Origin of the sequence: Streptococcus sp. HMSC066F10, from assembly GCF_001813805.1 — a bacterium.
GTDB lineage: Bacteria > Bacillota > Bacilli > Lactobacillales > Streptococcaceae > Streptococcus > Streptococcus vaginalis.
In genome coordinates this window covers 1-17,158 of the sequence record NZ_KV813975.1, presented here as the reverse complement: position 1 = coordinate 17,158, position 17,158 = coordinate 1, and the positions used below count along the sequence as shown (strand labels likewise).

Sequence of the window (17,158 nt, the reverse complement as noted above, 5' to 3'; positions counted from 1 at the left end):
AACCTTTGATGTGATTGTCTCAGGTGTTTCCAGTCCAGATGGTGTTCGTGAAGTGAAATTACCGACTTGGTCTAATGTAGATGGTCAAGACGACATTATCTGGTATACTGCTAAAAAACAAGCCGATGGAACGTATAAGACGACCGTCAAGGTAAGTGATCACAAATATTCAACAGGTCTATATAATGTTCATCTGTATTATATCCAAGGCAATGGCGAAATCGTTGGAGTAGCAGGAACACAAGTAAATGTATCTTTAGCAAGAGCAAAAGGCAATCTTACAATTGCGAATAATAATCCTAATACAGGAACCTTTGATGTGATTGTCTCAGGTGTTTCTAGCCCTTACGGCGTTCGTGAAGTGAAAGTACCGACCTGGTCTAATGTCAATGGTCAGGATGATATTATCTGGTATACCGCTACTAGACAGGCCAATGGGACTTACAAAGCAACTGTCAAAGCGAGTGACCATAAAAGAAGCACAGGTTTGTACCATATTCATCTTTACTATATCCAAGGAAATGGTAAAATCGTTGGGATTGGTGGCACAACGACAGAAGTTTCAATTGCACGTCCAAAAGGTACATTAACAATTCAAAATAAAGACGTTAATAAAGGAACTTTTGAAGTAATTGTCTCCAACGTTTCTAATCCAGATGGTGTCCGTGAAGTGAAATTACCGACCTGGTCTAATGTCAATGGTCAGGACGATATTATCTGGTACACTGCTACTAGACAGGCCAATGGAACTTATAAGGCATTCATTAAAGCAAGTGATCATAAGAATTCAGCCGGTTTGTACTATATTCATTTGTACTATGTTCAAAACAATGGAACATTGATTGGAGTAGGCGGTACATCAACCAATGTGACAATTTCTGGGGAAAACCTTAAACCAACTGGAAAAATCACGATCCAAAATAATAATTCTAAAACAGGAACATTTGACGTGGTAGTGTCTAATGTTTCCAGCCCTAATGGTGTTCGTGAAGTGAAGCTGCCAACGTGGTCTAGTGTAAATGGTCAAGATGACATCATTTGGTATACTGCTGCAAAACGAGCTGATGGTACCTATAAGATAACTGTCAAAGCGAGTGACCATAAGAACTCAACCGGCAAATACAATGTTCATTTGTATTACATTCAAAACAATGGTAAAATCGTTGGAGTGGCGGGCACCACAGTATAAGTTTCTAAAACGTCTTATCCGACACCATATTTTTCTTAACGTGATGGTCGTTGGGCAGGACGAACTTATGGAGGCTACACATTTGCTGCAACGGGCTGCGTTCCAACAACGGTCGCTATGGCAATTTCTGGTATTACAGGACAGACTGTTTTACCAACGACTGTGGCAGATTATCTCTATCATTCTACGAATGAATTCAATAAGAGAAGCTACGGCACAACGATCCATGGTATTGTATTAGCAGCTCGACATTGGGGGTTGAAAACGGATGTTTTAGGTTCAACCGCAGCTGTGCGAGAAGCGCTTGCTATGGGACACCATGTGCTTGGTGCAGTAGGAACTAGTGTATTTGCAAATTATCCTGTTACGCATGAGCTAGTCATGAGGGGCTATAACAACGGAATGACTTACGTAATGTATCCGTATAATGCTAATAATAATGGCTATTATTCAGTAGATTATTTATTTAGAGTACGGAGTTTGGAGCCAACTGACAATACAGAAGGTTCTCCATTCATGACAATCAGAGCATAATATTGTGTCTGCTCTATGAGAATGAAGTTTCTGCCATTTTATCGGTTTAGTAATGAAAGGTTAAAACTACGAACTAAACATTTAAAATTTTTAGTTCTGTCTTATTCTCTTTTTGATGAAAAGTAAGAAGCTCTATGATTTCTAAGGTTATTCCTATAGAAATCATAGAGCTTACTTGTTTTTGTTCGAATTTGTTTACTATTATTTTCCCAAACAAAATTGGCTGAAAAGTTGGCTAATGAGTTCATCAGGAGCGGCGTCACCTGTTATTTCACCCAGGATTTCCCACGTCCGAGTCAAATCTACTTGCACTAAGTCAACAGGCATTCCTAAATCCAGTCCCTCATTGACAGCTTGGAGACTTTCGACAGCTTTTTCAATCAGAGAAATATGGCGAGCGTTAGAGAGATAAGTAGCGTCTTGTTCTACAATGCCTGCATTTTTAAAGAAAAGTTGGTTGATTCGTTCTTCGATTTTATCAATATTTTGATTTTGAAGAACAGAAATCTTGATAAAGTTATCGGGAAGCTGGTCAACTTCAATCTTTTCTTCTAAGTCAGTTTTATTGAGTAGCAAGATACGGTTGGTGTCTTGACTGATTTCTAGAAGTTTGCGGTCTTGTTCTGTCAATGGCTCGCTAGCATTTAACACAAGAAGCACAAGGTCAGCGTCTTGGAGCGCTTTTTTGGAACGCTCTACTCCGATTTGTTCTACAATATCATCTGTATCACGAATACCCGCAGTATCAATCAACTTAAGTGGCACTCCGTTGATGTTGACATATTCTTCAATGACATCGCGAGTGGTTCCGGCAATATCTGTCACAATAGCCTTGTCCTCACGGAGCAGGTTGTTAAGGAGACTAGATTTGCCAACGTTTGGGCGACCAATAATGGCAGTCGAAATTCCTTCGCGTAGAATCTTACCGCGGTGAGCTGTTTTTAAAAGTTGAGTCAGCAGTTTTTCAAATTCAGCTGTTTTTTCACGCAACAATTTGGTAGTCATTTCCTCAACGTCATCATATTCTGGATAGTCAATATTGACCTCAACTTGAGCTAGTGTGTTAAGAATTTCCTGACGTGTGTTGTTAATGAGATCAGATAGAGAGCCGTCCAGTTGTTTGACGGCGATATTCATGGCTTTGTCCGTTTTTGCTCGAATAATGTCCATAATAGCCTCTGCTTGCGTCAAATCCACACGTCCATTGAGAAAAGCGCGTTTGGTAAATTCACCAGGTTCTGCCATTCTAGCTCCTTCTCGAATGGCTAATTGGAGAATTTCGTTGGTCACAGCAATCCCTCCGTGGGTGTTAATCTCAATCACGTCTTCACGTGTGAAGGTTTTAGGAGAACGCATAGCTCCAATCATAACTTCATCTAAAATTTCGTTTTTTTCTGGGTCAATAATATGCCCATAATTTAGTGTGTGACTGGCAACCGTACTTAAATCTTTTCCTTTGAAGATTTTTTGAGCAATGGCAAAGCTATTCGTCCCGCTCAGTCTAACAATGCCGATAGCTCCTTCACCAAGAGGAGTGGAAATGGCAGCAATCGTATCAAATTCTTTGGTTATCATCAATTTAATCCTTATAATGTGTTTATGCAATCTATATTCATTGTAACGCAAAACAAAGTTCGTCGCAAGATTTTTACATGCTGTTTTTGCTCAAATAAATTCATCATCTCTTTTTAATACAATAAAATAAATTTTAAGAAAGCTTCAAATATCATTCGTTTATTCGCTTGATATATCAAATTATAGCAAAGAAAATCTGGAATTTTTGGTGTTTTATAATCAAGAAAAATAGAATATTCAGATTTTAGAATGTTTGTAAAAAAGGGATCATTTAAAAAGAAAGTAGTTTCATTTTTTGGGTGCTAAAGTTGGCAAATCATGGTATACTAGAAGCAGATTGAATAAAGGAGCAAAAATGGAAAACCTCAAAAAAATGGCAGGAATCAAAGCTGCAGAATATGTAAAAGACGGTATGATAGTTGGTTTAGGAACGGGTTCGACTGCCTATTATTTTGTGGAAGAAGTTGGACGGCGTATCAAGGAAGAAGGACTGAAAATAACAGCAGTTACAACTTCAAGCACAACGAGTGAACAAGCTCGGCGTTTAGGTATTCCTTTGAAATCAATTGATGAAGTAGATGAAGTAGACGTGACCGTTGACGGAGCTGATGAGGTGGATACTGACTTCAATGGCATCAAAGGCGGTGGCGGCGCTCTGCTTATGGAAAAAGTTGTCGCAACTCCGACCAAAACCTACATTTGGGTAGTTGATGAAAGTAAAATGGTTGGTAAATTAGGTACTTTCAAATTGCCTGTAGAAGTCGTACAATACGGAGCAGAACAGCTTTTCCATCGTTTTGAACATGCAGGCTATAAACCGTCATTTCGTGAAAAAAATGGGCAGCGCTATGTCACGGATATGCAGAATTTCATTATTGATCTTGACTTAGGCGTGATTGAAAATCCAGTCGAATTTGGGCAAAAGCTAGATCATGTAGTTGGTGTTGTAGAACATGGACTCTTTAATCAAATGGTGGATATGGTCATTGTTGCTGGAAGAAATGGCGTGCAAATTTTAAAATCAACCAAATCAAAAGGAGAATAGAATTTTATGTCACATGTTATTATATTTATGTCATTGTCATGGATTCAGTCCGAATTAGTATTGCACTAAATGCTGATGTTCAAAAAGAATAAGAAAGATTCGAATATGCTCTTAAGAGTGGAGCGTAATTGTGTCATTCAACATTTTTCGAGTGAAAATTAAAAAAGATATAAAAGGATAAAGATATGAATATAATGGATAAAATTAACGAAACAGCACAGTTTTTAAAAGATAAAGGAATTACCGCACCAGAATTTGGTTTGATTCTCGGTTCTGGTTTGGGAGAATTAGCTGGTGAGATTGAAAATGCTATCAGCATTGACTATGCAGGCATTCCAAATTGGGGTCGCTCAACAGTGGTGGGGCATGCTGGTAAATTGGTTTATGGCGACTTAGCAGGTCGGAAAGTACTGGCTTTGCAAGGACGTTTTCATTTTTACGAAGGAAATCCAATGGAAGTAGTTACTTTCCCTGTCCGTGTAATGAAAGCGCTAGGTTGTGAAGGTGTCATTGTTACCAATGCCGCTGGAGGGATTGGATATGGTCCAGGGACGTTAATGGCTATTTCAGACCATATCAATCTGACGGGGCAAAATCCTTTGATTGGAGCGAATTTGGACGAATTTGGACCACGCTTCCCAGACATGTCTGATGCTTATACAAAAGTTTATCGTGAAAAAGCGCATGCTGTAGCCGAAAAATTAGGTGTTGACTTGAAAGAAGGAGTTTATCTGGGTGTTACCGGTCCAACCTATGAAACGCCAGCTGAAATCCGCGCTTTCCAAACCTTAGGAGCTAGCGCTGTCGGTATGTCAACTGTTCCAGAAGTAATTGTGGCAGCCCACTCAGGATTGAAAGTATTGGGAATTTCTGCTATCACAAATTTTTCAGCTGGTTTCCAAAGCGATCTAAACCATGAAGAAGTGGTGGAAGTGACTGAACGAATCAAAGAAGACTTCAAAGGACTTGTAAAAGCAATCCTTGCAGAACTATAAAAAACATAAATGTAAAAAGAGTCGAAGATTGAGCTTACAATCACATCTCTTTCTGAACTCAACTAGAAACGAAAGGAATAAAACCCGCACGTAATCCTTTCTGGGATGAATAAGCTCCTAAGAAAAGTTTTTTAGCGCTTGTACTTTTCAGTTTGGGTTTTTGACGGGCTTGGTATCTTACTTATGTCAATCCATATTGCAGCAAAACAAGGCGAAATTGCCGATAAAATTTTACTACCTGGAGACCCACTCCGTGCCAAATTTATTGCCGAAAACTTTTTAGAAGATGCTGTATGTTTTAATGAAGTTCGCAACATGTTTGGTTATACAGGGACTTATAAGGGGCATCGTGTTAGTGTTATGGGAACTGGAATGGGAATTCCGTCTATTTCTATCTATGCTCATGAGTTGATTGTTAACTATGGCGTGAAACGTTTAATTCGTGTAGGAACGGCTGGTTCGTTGAATAAAGATGTTCATGTACGTGAATTGGTATTAGCGCAAGCAGCAGCGACAAATTCAAATATCATTCGTAATGATTGGCCTCAATATGACTTTCCGCAAATTGCAAGTTTTCGTCTTTTAGATAAGGCTTATCACCTTGCCAAGGATTTTGGTATGACTACGCATGTTGGAAGTGTTTTATCATCAGATGTTTTCTACTCAAACTATGGTGAAAAAAATATTGAACTTGGTAAAATGGGGGTTCTGGCTGTGGAAATGGAAGCGGCAGCTCTTTATTATTTAGCTGCTCAATATAATGTTGAAGCACTCGGTATTATGACTATTTCAGATAGCTTGGTGAATCCAGATGAAGATACAACAGCAGAAGAACGACAAACGACTTTCACAGATATGATGAAAGTCGGCTTAGAAACGATTATTTCAGAGTGATGCATGGAAATTTAGATCTAAAAGAAGAAATAGTGTATGCTATTTCTCGCTATGATTATGCTCATGCTTATAAATTAGCTCAAAGACTGAATGATGCAGAATCAAAGCTAGTTGAACTTTTGTATATCATGGCAGAGCGGAGAGAGTTGAATATCCGCCCTGCTATGAAATGTCAGTTGGAAATTAGAAATGATTTTCAACTTTTTTGTCATGCTTCTGAGGAAGATGAACAATTAGCAAACTACCTATATGACTTAGAAGCAAAGCTCAAAAACGAACAGGTGATTGATTTTATTCGTGCTGTTAGTCCAGCTATTTATCGGATTTTTATGCGTTTGATCAAGCTGGAAATTCCTGATATTGAATCCTACATTCATAATTCCAGAGAAGCGAGTTACGATCGTTGGAATTTTGATAAGATGAAAAATACAGGACACCCCATTTTGAGCACTTTTCATGCTGAAAGTCCAGTTCATTCTTCGAGTCTGGCTAGCTTGATTTTACTGTTGGATTTACCAGAGCAAGTTAAAATCATGGTCAAAGAACTACGAAAGTTGGAGAAATCCGTTCGGAACCCATTGGCGCATTTGATTAAACATTTTGATGGAGAAGAATTGCATTCCACTACTGGATTTTCTTCTCAATTTTTTATGGAAATATTGATTTTGTTGGCAAAAGCAACAGGCATTACTTATGACGAGGAGCAATTTTTCTTTGATCGGGTCAATCAAGTCATCAAAACATTGATAGATTGAGTGCTTTCTTTCATTATAAAATCCCATACAGTTCATTTTACTTGTATGGGATTTTTGGTTATTTAGAAGAAGAACTGGATTCTTCTGTTGATGAGGAAGAATCGTTACTTGTTGATTCAAATTGTTCAGGGTGAAGAGCACGATAGCTTGGGGAATTAAACAGATCAACAGTTGAATTACCACCTCGTTTGTTATAAAGACTTGTAGATTCATCACCTTTTTTCTTTTCAATAGATAATAATGATTTAAGTGAATTAGTGTAAGAATAATCCTTAGGGTTCACTTTTCCTAAATCATTTCCAGTATAGAAGCGAAGCAAGTCTCCGGTTTGAATCAGGTCACTCATTTTCAACTGCTCATTGGTTGTATTGCGGATTTTTTCCAATTCTGCCTTAGTTGTTTCATCTGGATTGGTAATTTCTTCTCCTGTTTCTGTGTAGTAAGTACGTCCACTGTAGCTAGTATACTTAGGAGTTACAAAATAGTTTGATGAACGAAAGGCAACGGTTTGTTGATGTTTAGATGATAACAAATCTTGACCGACTTGCAAGTATTGTTTAGAATCAATACCGAGCAAATGTTCTAAAGTAGGCAAGAGGTCAACTTGTCCGCCATAGGTATTAACGACTTTTCCTTTTGTCATACCAGAAATAACAACCATATAAGGAACTCTTTGCAGCATGGCATTGTCGTAGCTAGACCAAGTTTCAGAGTTTTTGCCTAGTAATGGCGCTAGCGAAGGGTTCCGTGAATTAGAGATACCGTAGTGATCACCATAAAGAACGATGATTGAATTCTCATAAAGACCAGACGCTTTTAAGTAGTCAAAGAATGATTTAACGGCAGAATCTAGATAATTGGCCGTTGCAAAATAACCATTGATTGTTTCATCTTTGGTCGAAGCAAGTGGGAAACCAGTCTCGTCTCCAATCAAACTAGTTGTATAGGGATAGTGATTAGAAACGGTGATATATTTTGCATAAAATGGTTGTTGCAAATGTTCAAGATATTTAATAGAATCTTTGAACATAATCTTATCGTTCAGACCGTATTGGAATGAATTTGTTTTGTCTTGCTTAGAGAAGTAAGAAGAATCGAAGAAATAGTTATATCCCCATTGTTTGTAAGTGGTGTTTCGATTCCAGAAGCTACCAGCATTTCCGTGGAAAACGGCACTAGAATTATATCCATTTTTTGAGAGAATATACGGAGCAGCTTGTTGCGTGTTTGTTCCGCCATAGTTTACCATAAAGGAACCCTGATTAAGACCAAACAAACCAGTTTCTAGCATGGTTTCTGCATCAGATGTTTTTCCGGCTTTTACTTGATTAAAGATATTAGAAAAAGCAAAAGTTGAGTTGGAATGATATAGTGAGTTGAGGAAAGGTGTTACTTCGTATTCTTTGCCATCAGACTTTAATTTATAGCCGATCAGGAATTGTTGGAAACTTTCTAAATGAAGATAGATGACATTTCTACCTTTAGCAATTCCGTAATACTCTTTATTTGGCTCGGCATAGTGTGACTTGACGTATTCTTCAACTGGTTTCAAATCTTCAGCACTTGCTTTAGAGCGTTCTTTGTTGGCACCATAAGTCTGATTAGCACTATAGCCAAGAAAGGCTGGCAACCCTAGGGCGCGGACAACATAATAATTGGAGAAGCCGCGTGTCAATAATTCTGGACGATCAATTTCTGCCAAAAAGAGGTTGGCTGAAAAAAGCATACTAGACAGAGCAGTAATAGCAAAGCTAGCTCGTTTATTGAACGACCGATCATCCAAACGAATCCATTTCTTATAGAAAAGAAAACCTAAGATTGGAAAATCAATGATGTAAATCAAATCTCCAGGTCTAAATAACTCAAGAGCAGCTTCTCCTAGACCAGCAGAAACACTACTTGAAGCGAGCATGGTATTAACAGTGACAAAATCACTAAACTCGCGATAATAGATTGAATTTGAAATGAGCCAAACAAATAATAAAATGTAAAGCGTAACTGCGAGAATGTAAAAAACCTTGGTTCTCTTAATATAAAGTGCTAGCCCAATCAGTAATAATCCTAATGGAAGAGGATTGATGATAGAGAGAAAGACTTGATAAGCGCCTTGAATATCTAGATTAAAATCAACAGAATAGGCCCACATGGTTTTAAGCCAATAAAGAGTCAGTAAGGTCAAGACAAAACCTAGTCTTGTACTCATGAAGTTGAGTATCTTCCTAGTCATAGTTTTCACAAATATATACTTCCTTGTCTTATTTCCTAAAATTTTCACTACTAAGTATAACATATTTTTGATTTAAGTTGGTAATTTAAAATGTTGCATTTTCTTTTGCTAGATAAAAAACAGAGAAAGGATTTTTATCTATTGAGAATAAATAGAACTTTTACGTATGAACACATTTTTTGCAATCATTTTGTAATAAGTAGTACATTTTTTTGAGAAAATTCATAACATTTGATATAATAGAGTTTATGAAACAGCTTACGATTCCTTCTTATACTGAAGAAAACATAAAAAAAGGACGATTTGTTTTAGAAAAACAAGATTTTCCTTCACTTTCTTTTCATCATCAAGTTGTAGAACTGGTAAATGCAAAAGGAAATTTTGTAGGTATCGCATACTTATCAGAGCAAAACAAGGGTATCGGCTGGTTTATCTCACAGAAGAAAGTAACTTTAGATGTCTCGTTTTTCTGTCAGTTATTCCAACATGCGAAAGCAAAGCGACAAGTTTATCAACAATCAAAAGAGACAACAGCTTACCGCCTTTTTAATCAAGAAGGAGATGGTTTTGGTGGGTTGACAATAGATTTGTATCAAGAATATGCTGTTTTTTCTTGGTATAATCTCTTTGTTTACGAAATTAAGGATACCATTGTTCAAGCATTTCAACAGGTCTTTCCAGAAGTTACAGGAGCGTATGAGAAAATTCGTTTCAAGGGTTTGAATGTTGAATCCGCTCATTTGTATGGGCAAGAAGCACCAGCATTTTTCACGATTTTAGAAAATGGTGTTCGCTATCAAGTGTTTTTAAACGATGGATTGATGACGGGAATTTTCCTCGATCAGCATGAGATTCGTGGTAGCTTGGTAGACGGTCTAGCAGCTGGCAAGTCGCTGTTAAATATGTTTTCCTACACGGCAGCTTTTTCGGTTGCGGCAGCCATGGGGGGAGCCAGCCAGACGACCTCTGTTGATTTGGCAAAACGCAGTCGTGAATTGTCGGAAGCACATTTTAGAGAGAATAATCTTGACTTAAGCAACCATACATTCTTTGTAATGGATGTGTTTGACTATTTCAAATATGCAAAACGACATGGTTTGACTTATGATGTAATTGTGTTAGACCCGCCGAGTTTTGCAAGAAATAAAAAACAAACTTTTTCTGTGGCGAAGGATTATCATAAGTTGATTGCTCAGTCTTTGGAAATTTTAAATCCCCAAGGGATTATCATTGCTAGTACAAATGCTGCGAATATTTCACGCAGTAAGTTTAAAAAAGAAATTGAAAAAGGTTTTGCAAGAATAAAGCACCGTTATTTGAAAGAATACGGTTTACCAGCAGATTTTACTTATAATAAAAAAGATGAAAGAAGTAATTACCTCAAGGTATTTACCATTAAGGTGGACAAATGAAATTAGTCGTATCAGTAATGCCGAAAAATTTAGAGGAAGTTCAGAACATTGATAGCTCGCGTTATGATGATGCGGACATTATTGAGTGGCGTGCTGATTTTTTAGCAAAAGATGATATTCTGACCGTTGCACCTGCTATTTTTGAAAAATTTGCTGGGCGTGAATTGATTTTCACTTTGAGAACAATTGACGAAGGTGGAAATATTGAATTGACGGATGATGAATATATTTCTACCATCAAGGAAATTTCAACGATTTATCAGCCGGATTATATTGATTTTGAATATTTTTCTCACAAAAATAGATTTGAGGAAATGTTGGATTTTCCAAATCTTGTTTTGAGCTATCATAATTTTGAAGAAACGCCTGAAAACATGATGGAAATTTTATCTGAATTGACCAGTTTGACACCAAAAGTGGTGAAAGTTTCTGTTATGGCGCGCAGCGAGCAAGATGTACTAGACTTGATGAACTATACGCGTGGTTTTAAAACTTTAAATCCAAATCAAGATTTTGTAACGATTTCCATGGGACAAATTGGAAAGATTTCGCGGATAACAGCAGATTTGACAGGCTCAAGCTGGTCGTTTGCAAGCTTGGATGAATCCAGTGCACTAGGTCAAATTTCTCTTGCCAATATGAAGCAAATTCAGGAGATTTTGAATGAAAATTGACGGCTATACTCGTTTAGCGGCGGTTGTCGCCAACCCAATCAAACACAGTATTTCTCCTTTTATCCATAATGCAGCGTTTGAGCAAACGGGTGTTAATGGAGTTTATGTGGCTTGGGAAATCTCACAGGATGACTTGAAAGCAACTGTTGAAAATATTCGCCGCTATAATATGTTTGGAATCAATTTGTCTATGCCTTATAAACAGGCTGTGATTCCTTTTTTAGATGAAGTGACACCTGCTGCGCAGATGATTGGGGCGGTGAATACTGTCGTGAATCAATATGGAAAATTGATTGGTTATAACACAGATGGCAAGGGATTTTTTATGAGCTTGCCTTCTTTTGTCATTAAAGGCAAAAAAATGGTCATGCTTGGAGCTGGTGGAGCTGCGACAGCGATTATTGTGCAGGCAGCTCTAGATGGTGCTGAGGAGATTTTTGTGTTTACGCGCCATTCCTCTTTTGAACGCATTTCACAGAAAATGAAGAAAATTCAGCAGAAAACTGCAACGAAGATTTGGGTATTACCATTAGAAAATCAAGAATTATTGCAAGAAAAAATTAATGTTTCCGCTTTATTGGTCAATGGGACCAGTTTAGGCATGGACGGTAAGGCTTTACCGATACCAAGCAGTATTCGTTTACCACATTCACTTCTTGTGGCAGATGTGATTTACCAGCCGTTTGAAACCCCATTTTTAAAATGGGCAAAAGGACAAGAAGTTGAAGTAGTGAATGGCTTGGGAATGTTGTTGTATCAGGCGGCAGAAGCATTCAAATTGTGGACAGGAAAAAAAATGCCAACTAAAGAAATTTGGCAGGCACTGGAAAAAAAGTACAAATAAGGGGTTGCCTATGAAATTAAATGTGAATATTCCCAATCATCCTTACGATATTGTCATTGAAAAAGGTACTTTAGCCAAAGCTGGAGAATGGCTGGCAAGTTTATGGTCAGCTCAAAAGATCGTTGTTATCACAGATAATCATGTGGCAAGTCTGTATGCTGAAACGGTTAAATGTAGCTTAGAAGTTACTGGTTTTGAAGTGTTTGTATTTGATTTTCTGGAAGGTGAAGCTAGTAAAAATTTAACAACAGTCAATAAAGTTTATGAATTTCTCGCTAAAGTAGGGATGACTCGCAGTGATGGTATTGTTGCCTTGGGTGGCGGTGTGGTCGGTGATTTGGCTGGCTTTGCAGCTTCAACTTATATGCGAGGTATTCATTTTGTACAGATACCGACGAGTTTGACAGCTCAGGTAGATTCTTCGATTGGTGGAAAAACAGGAGTCAATACGCCGTGGGCTAAGAATATGGTGGGTACTTTTACTCAGCCGGACGGGGTTCTGATTGACCCAGATGTTTTAAAAACTTTAGGACAACGTGAATTGATTGAAGGCATGGGAGAGGTCATCAAGTATGGTTTGATTGAGGATGTGGAGCTGTGGCAGGAACTGTTTGACATGGATGGTAGTCCAAAATCCATTTTGGAGCACGCAGAAAGTATCATCTATCATTCTTGCAATGTCAAACGAAAGCTAGTAGTGGAAGACGAACTTGACAATGGTGTGCGCCTTTATCTAAATTTTGGACATACGATTGGTCATGCAGTGGAGGCGACTGCTGGTTATGGCAAAGTCATGCACGGAGAAGCTGTGGCTATTGGAATGGTTCAGGTAGCGCGTGTAGCAGAAAAAAAGGGGCTGATGCCTAAAGGAATTACCACAGATATTGAGCAGATGTGTCGCAAATTTGGGCTTCCAGTTGATTATCAACCTTGGCGACAAGAAGAACTCTATCATGCCTTACTTCATGATAAGAAAGCTCGGGGCAAGACAATCAAATTAGTCATTGTTCCAGAATTAGGTAGGACAGCTATTCATCAGATTTCTTTAGAAGAAATGAAAGATTATTTAGAAAAGTAAGAGCTAAATAGCAACAACAGATGAGGTAACGGAATGAGATATTTAACTGCTGGGGAGTCACATGGACCGCGTTTAACAGCTATCATTGAAGGAGTGCCAGCTGGGCTTCCTTTGACAGCTGACTACATCAATGCAGAATTGAAACGTCGTCAGGGCGGATACGGTCGTGGAGCTCGTATGAAAATAGAGAGTGACAAAGTGGAAATTACTTCTGGTGTTCGGCATGGGCGAACCATGGGGGGGCCGATTACACTCAATGTGACCAATCTAGATCATCAAAAATGGTTGGACATCATGAATGTAGCAGATGTGGAGGACAAGAAAAAAGGGCTGCGCAAGATTACCAAACCTCGTCCAGGTCATGCAGATTTGGTCGGTGGTATGAAATATCGTTTTGACGACTTGCGCAATTCATTGGAGCGCTCTTCTGCGCGTGAAACGACCATGCGGGTTGCGGTGGGAGCTGTTGCTAAGCGTCTTTTAGAAGAAATCGGAGTTGAGGTAGCTAGTCATATCGTAACTGTCGGTGGCATTGACATTGAGGTTCCGGAAAATCTGACCGTTTCTGAAATCAAGAAACGTGCTCGTCAGTCAGAAGTTTCGATTGTCAATCCAGAACGTGAAGAGGAAATTAAAGCCTATATTGATCAGATAAAGAAAGATGGTGACACGATTGGTGGAATTGTTGAAACCATTGTCGGTGGTGTGCCAGTTGGGCTTGGTTCCTATGTTCAATGGGATAGAAAGCTAGATGCTAAAATTGCTCAAGGAGTGGTTTCTATCAATGCATTTAAAGGTGTGGAATTTGGAGTTGGTTTTGAAGCAGGGCGGCTTAAGGGCAGTCAGGTGATGGATGAAATAATCTGGTCTAAAGAGGACGGCTTTACTCGTCGTACTAACAATCTAGGTGGTTTCGAGGGCGGTATGACCAACGGAGAACCTATCGTAGTGCGCGGAGTGATGAAGCCAATACCAACTCTCTACAAGCCACTTATGAGCGTTGATATTGAGACACATGAGCCTTATAAGGCAACGGTGGAGAGAAGCGATCCGACAGCTCTTCCAGCTGCTGGTGTTGTTATGGAAGCTGTTGTTGCAACAGTGCTTGCAACTGAGGTCTTGGAGAAATTCTCTTCGGATAATCTGGAAGAATTAAAAGAAGCTGTTCAACAATACCGCAATTATGTGAAAGGATTTTAATGCTCACCTATATTTTTACGATGACTTTGGTTGGAATTTTTGCAGGAATTTTGGGAGCTTTGTTAGGACTTGGAGGTGGAATTGTTATTACGCCTGTGCTCACTCTTTTATTTGGAGTAGACATCAAATATGCAGTCGGAGCTTCTATTATTGCGGTTTTAGCGACTAGTTCAGGTTCTGCGATTGCCTATCTCAAAGATGATATGCTCAATCTGCGAATTGCCATGTTTTTAGAAATTTTTACGACTTTAGGAGCCTTTGTAGGCGCGATGTTATCAGTAATAACAAATTCACAGATTCTTTTCTTACTTTATGGAGCTCTCATGCTTTTTCAGGCATTTAATATGTACCAGAAGATTCGTGCTAAAAAGGAAATTCAGACTGTGAGCCACAATGATACCATTGCAGAGAAATTAAATCTCGGTGGTGAATATTTTGACAAAGGTCTCAATCAAACAATCAAGTACCAAGTAACCAATGTTCCTGGTGGCTCTGTTGTCATGTTTTTTGCTGGTGTTATGTCGGCGCTTTTAGGAATTGGTGCGGGTGCTTTCAAAGTATTGGCCATGGATACTGTTATGAAAATGCCCTTAAAAGCTAGTTCAGCAACTTCTAACTTTATGATGGGAGTGACAGGAACGGCTTCAGCTATCTTTTACCTTTTTATAGGACAAATCAACCCGGTATTGGTTACACCAATCGCCTTGGGTGTTTTAGCAGGTTCTTTCATTGGAAGCCGCATCATGCCTTATGTACCTGTAAAAGTATTGCGCTGGATTTTTCTAGTCGCTTTATTAGCTCTGGGTGTGCAGATGTTTATACGAGGTATGCAATGACAGATAAAATGCAAAAAGAAAAAGAAGAGCTGGATTTGGTCATGGGGAAGATTCTCCGAGCGGGAATTTTTCTCTCCATTCTTTTTATGTTTATTGGCTTGTTTCTTTACCTTTTTAGTGGTCAGCAGGTCGTTTCTTTAAAAAATTTGGAACAGTTTAATCCAGTTGCCTATGTAAAGAGTCATTCCATTTTTGATGCAGTGACGTTTATGTTGCTGGGGGCTTTTATGCTTATTTTGACACCGATTTTTCGAGTGATTTCAACATTTATCATTTTTGTCAAAACAAAAGATAAAATGTATACGATTTTCACAGCAGTTGTTATGGTTATTATTTTGGTGTCGATTATTCTAGGATTTATCATTGAGCCAAAGTAAAGGAGTGAGCATGGAAAAGAAAGTTATTTATATTGTGGGTCTTGGTTTGATTGGTTCATCAATCGCACTTGGAATTCGACGTGATCATCCAGACTATACTATTTTAGGTTACAATCGTGGAGAAGAATCTCGAAAAATTGCCCTTGAAAAACGCATGGTGGATCAAGTGACCGACCAGTTTGCTGAATTTGCTCCTCTGGCAGATGTGATTATTCTTGCTGTCCCTATCAAGCAAACCATTGAGTTTATCAGGCAATTAGCAACTCTAGATTTGAAAAAAGATGTGATTATCTCGGATGCAGGCTCTACCAAAGCTGAAATTGTAGCTGCTGCTGAAGAAGCTCTAAAGGAGAAAACCATTCGCTTTATAGGTGCTCATCCAATGGCTGGTAGCCATAAATCAGGTGCTAGTGCAGCAGATGTAAACCTCTTTGAAAATGCCTATTATATTTTTACTCCGTCTCATTTGACGAAAGACGACACGATAGCAGAAATGGAAGACCTCTTATCTGGTCTACATGCTCGGTTTATTGAGATTGATGCTAAAGAGCATGACCGGGTCACCAGTCAAATTAGCCATTTTCCGCATATTCTCGCTTCTAGTCTTATGGATCAAGCCGCTGCCTATACTCAGCAACACGAGATGACACAGCATTTCGCTGCTGGGGGATTTCGTGATATGACACGGATTGCAGAAAGTGAGCCGAGCATGTGGACTTCGATTTTGTTGACAAATCCAGATGCCGTTTTAGAGAGGATAGAGGATTTTAAGAAGCGCTTGGATACCATTTCAGGTGCCATTCAGAATAAAAATGAAGATGTGATTTGGAATTTCTTTCAGCATGGTCGCCAAGTGCGAAAAGCTATGGAAATTCATAAACGAGCAGGTGTGGATAGCTTTTATGACATTTTTATCAATGTTCCCGATGAAGAAGATGCTATTTTAGGAGTGTTGGAACTTCTAAGGGGAACATCCATTGTCAATATTCACATTAACGAAGAAAATCGCGAAGATATTAACGGAATTTTGCAAATCACCTTTAAAAATCGCGAAGATTTAGAAAAATCTGCTAAAATAATAAGAGAAAAGACACACTATCAAGTCTTTTTAGATTAAGGAGGAAGACTATGTCAAATATTTATGATTTAGCAAATGAATTAAGCCGTACTCTGCGAGACCTTCCTGAGTACAAAGCTGTTGTCGAAAGCAAAAAAGCAGTAGATGCTGATAGTGAAGCAAAGAGTCTTTTAAAAGACTATCTAGCTTTCCAGCAAGAACTGCAAGGCATGGCGCAATCGGGTCAAATGCCAATGCAAGAAGTGCAAGACAAGATGAAGTCGTTTGGGGATAAGATTCAAGGCAATCCTGCCCTGACTGAATTTTTCAATAAACAACAACAATTGTCTATTTACTTGGCTGATATTGAACGTATCATTTTTGATCCGGTTCAAGAATTGTTGAAATAATGTTATGATTCAAGCTGATTCAAGATTGTACTGCCCCCAAAAAGTTAGACAAAAAA

Annotated in this window: 15 protein-coding genes and 1 pseudogene; 14 read left to right on the top strand and 2 right to left on the bottom strand. The window is 38.6% G+C overall.

Features of this window, described 5'->3' with window-relative positions; all coding sequences use genetic code 11:
- Positions 1-1,723: pseudogene (locus tag HMPREF2933_RS04660) on the top strand (GBS Bsp-like repeat-containing protein); the annotation flags it as partial.
- 201 nt (positions 1,724-1,924) lie between these two features.
- Here HMPREF2933_RS04660 and mnmE read toward each other — a convergent pair.
- Entirely contained in the window at positions 1,925-3,298 is a 1,374-nt protein-coding gene (gene mnmE / locus HMPREF2933_RS04650) for a tRNA uridine-5-carboxymethylaminomethyl(34) synthesis GTPase MnmE (RefSeq protein ID WP_024053053.1), read from the bottom strand.
- A gap of 355 nt (positions 3,299-3,653) precedes the next feature.
- Between mnmE and rpiA the strand changes: the two genes are divergently transcribed.
- The 4 genes from rpiA (at position 3,654) to HMPREF2933_RS04630 (ending at position 6,987) form a co-directional block, all read left to right on the top strand.
- Complete coding sequence (gene rpiA / locus HMPREF2933_RS04645) at positions 3,654-4,343, top strand: ribose-5-phosphate isomerase RpiA (RefSeq protein WP_024053054.1); 690 nt, start codon at positions 3,654-3,656, stop codon at positions 4,341-4,343.
- A gap of 185 nt (positions 4,344-4,528) precedes the next feature.
- On the top strand, positions 4,529-5,338 hold the full coding sequence (locus tag HMPREF2933_RS04640) for a purine-nucleoside phosphorylase (protein WP_070241797.1): 810 nt from the start codon (positions 4,529-4,531) through the stop codon (positions 5,336-5,338).
- 183 nt (positions 5,339-5,521) lie between these two features.
- The gene (gene deoD, locus HMPREF2933_RS04635) at positions 5,522-6,232 is read left to right on the top strand and encodes a purine-nucleoside phosphorylase (protein ID WP_024053056.1); all 711 of its coding nucleotides are present in this window, start codon (positions 5,522-5,524) and stop codon (positions 6,230-6,232) included.
- Positions 6,232-6,987: a hypothetical protein gene (locus HMPREF2933_RS04630; protein WP_070672586.1), complete on the top strand. Its 756-nt coding sequence runs from the start codon at positions 6,232-6,234 to the stop codon at positions 6,985-6,987. Before deoD ends, HMPREF2933_RS04630 begins: the two co-directional genes overlap by 1 nt.
- A 58-nt stretch (positions 6,988-7,045) precedes the next feature.
- Here HMPREF2933_RS04630 and HMPREF2933_RS04625 read toward each other — a convergent pair whose 3' ends face one another.
- Positions 7,046-9,214 carry an LTA synthase family protein gene (locus HMPREF2933_RS04625; RefSeq protein WP_301282109.1) on the bottom strand — a complete coding sequence of 723 codons (2,169 nt, stop codon included), beginning with the start codon at positions 9,212-9,214 and terminating at the stop codon, positions 7,046-7,048.
- A 248-nt stretch (positions 9,215-9,462) separates the two neighbouring features.
- On the opposite strand from HMPREF2933_RS04625, the gene HMPREF2933_RS04620 reads away from it, so the two are divergent.
- The 9 genes from HMPREF2933_RS04620 to HMPREF2933_RS04580 are packed head-to-tail and all read left to right on the top strand — an operon-like array spanning position 9,463 to position 17,102.
- Positions 9,463-10,626, top strand: a complete 1,164-nt coding sequence (locus tag HMPREF2933_RS04620) for a class I SAM-dependent rRNA methyltransferase (RefSeq protein ID WP_024053059.1) — start codon at positions 9,463-9,465, stop codon at positions 10,624-10,626.
- Complete coding sequence (gene aroD / locus HMPREF2933_RS04615; RefSeq protein ID WP_024053060.1) at positions 10,623-11,300, top strand: type I 3-dehydroquinate dehydratase; 678 nt, start codon at positions 10,623-10,625, stop codon at positions 11,298-11,300. The genes HMPREF2933_RS04620 and aroD overlap by 4 nt, the downstream gene beginning before the upstream one ends.
- Positions 11,290-12,144, top strand: a complete 855-nt coding sequence (locus tag HMPREF2933_RS04610) for a shikimate dehydrogenase (RefSeq protein WP_024053061.1) — start codon at positions 11,290-11,292, stop codon at positions 12,142-12,144. The genes aroD and HMPREF2933_RS04610 overlap by 11 nt, the downstream gene beginning before the upstream one ends.
- 10 nt (positions 12,145-12,154) lie before the next feature.
- Positions 12,155-13,222 carry a 3-dehydroquinate synthase gene (aroB, locus tag HMPREF2933_RS04605; protein WP_024053062.1) on the top strand — a complete coding sequence of 356 codons (1,068 nt, stop codon included), beginning with the start codon at positions 12,155-12,157 and terminating at the stop codon, positions 13,220-13,222.
- Positions 13,223-13,255: 33 nt separating this feature from the next.
- Positions 13,256-14,422, top strand: coding sequence for a chorismate synthase (gene aroC / locus HMPREF2933_RS04600; RefSeq protein WP_024053063.1), 1,167 nt, complete (start codon positions 13,256-13,258; stop codon positions 14,420-14,422).
- Positions 14,422-15,258 (top strand): sulfite exporter TauE/SafE family protein, encoded by an 837-nt coding sequence (locus HMPREF2933_RS04595; protein ID WP_003023965.1) that lies wholly within the window; start codon positions 14,422-14,424, stop codon positions 15,256-15,258. Before aroC ends, HMPREF2933_RS04595 begins: the two co-directional genes overlap by 1 nt.
- The gene (locus tag HMPREF2933_RS04590) at positions 15,255-15,635 is read left to right on the top strand and encodes a DUF1634 domain-containing protein (RefSeq protein WP_024053064.1); all 381 of its coding nucleotides are present in this window, start codon (positions 15,255-15,257) and stop codon (positions 15,633-15,635) included. Before HMPREF2933_RS04595 ends, HMPREF2933_RS04590 begins: the two co-directional genes overlap by 4 nt.
- Positions 15,636-15,645: 10 nt before the next feature.
- Entirely contained in the window at positions 15,646-16,752 is a 1,107-nt protein-coding gene (locus HMPREF2933_RS04585; RefSeq protein WP_024053065.1) for a prephenate dehydrogenase, read from the top strand.
- Between the two features lie 11 nt (positions 16,753-16,763).
- Entirely contained in the window at positions 16,764-17,102 is a 339-nt protein-coding gene (locus HMPREF2933_RS04580) for a YlbF/YmcA family competence regulator (RefSeq protein WP_024053066.1), read from the top strand.
- Positions 17,103-17,158: the final 56 nt, after the last annotated feature.

Bases quoted from the DNA above. Each gene is read 5' to 3' on its own strand.
- HMPREF2933_RS04620 (WP_024053059.1), top strand. From the start codon at position 9,463: ATGAAACAGCTTACGATTCCTTCTTATACTGAAGAAAACATAAAAAAA.
- deoD (WP_024053056.1), top strand. From the start codon at position 5,522: ATGTCAATCCATATTGCAGCAAAACAAGGCGAAATTGCCGATAAAATT.
- HMPREF2933_RS04595 (WP_003023965.1), top strand. From the start codon at position 14,422: ATGCTCACCTATATTTTTACGATGACTTTGGTTGGAATTTTTGCAGGA.
- aroD (WP_024053060.1), top strand. From the start codon at position 10,623: ATGAAATTAGTCGTATCAGTAATGCCGAAAAATTTAGAGGAAGTTCAG.
- mnmE (WP_024053053.1), bottom strand. From the start codon at position 3,298: ATGATAACCAAAGAATTTGATACGATTGCTGCCATTTCCACTCCTCTT.
- HMPREF2933_RS04590 (WP_024053064.1), top strand. From the start codon at position 15,255: ATGACAGATAAAATGCAAAAAGAAAAAGAAGAGCTGGATTTGGTCATG.
- HMPREF2933_RS04625 (WP_301282109.1), bottom strand. From the start codon at position 9,214: ATGACTAGGAAGATACTCAACTTCATGAGTACAAGACTAGGTTTTGTC.
- rpiA (WP_024053054.1), top strand. From the start codon at position 3,654: ATGGAAAACCTCAAAAAAATGGCAGGAATCAAAGCTGCAGAATATGTA.
- HMPREF2933_RS04585 (WP_024053065.1), top strand. From the start codon at position 15,646: ATGGAAAAGAAAGTTATTTATATTGTGGGTCTTGGTTTGATTGGTTCA.
- HMPREF2933_RS04640 (WP_070241797.1), top strand. From the start codon at position 4,529: ATGAATATAATGGATAAAATTAACGAAACAGCACAGTTTTTAAAAGAT.
- aroC (WP_024053063.1), top strand. From the start codon at position 13,256: ATGAGATATTTAACTGCTGGGGAGTCACATGGACCGCGTTTAACAGCT.
- HMPREF2933_RS04630 (WP_070672586.1), top strand. From the start codon at position 6,232: ATGCATGGAAATTTAGATCTAAAAGAAGAAATAGTGTATGCTATTTCT.
- HMPREF2933_RS04610 (WP_024053061.1), top strand. From the start codon at position 11,290: ATGAAAATTGACGGCTATACTCGTTTAGCGGCGGTTGTCGCCAACCCA.
- aroB (WP_024053062.1), top strand. From the start codon at position 12,155: ATGAAATTAAATGTGAATATTCCCAATCATCCTTACGATATTGTCATT.
- HMPREF2933_RS04580 (WP_024053066.1), top strand. From the start codon at position 16,764: ATGTCAAATATTTATGATTTAGCAAATGAATTAAGCCGTACTCTGCGA.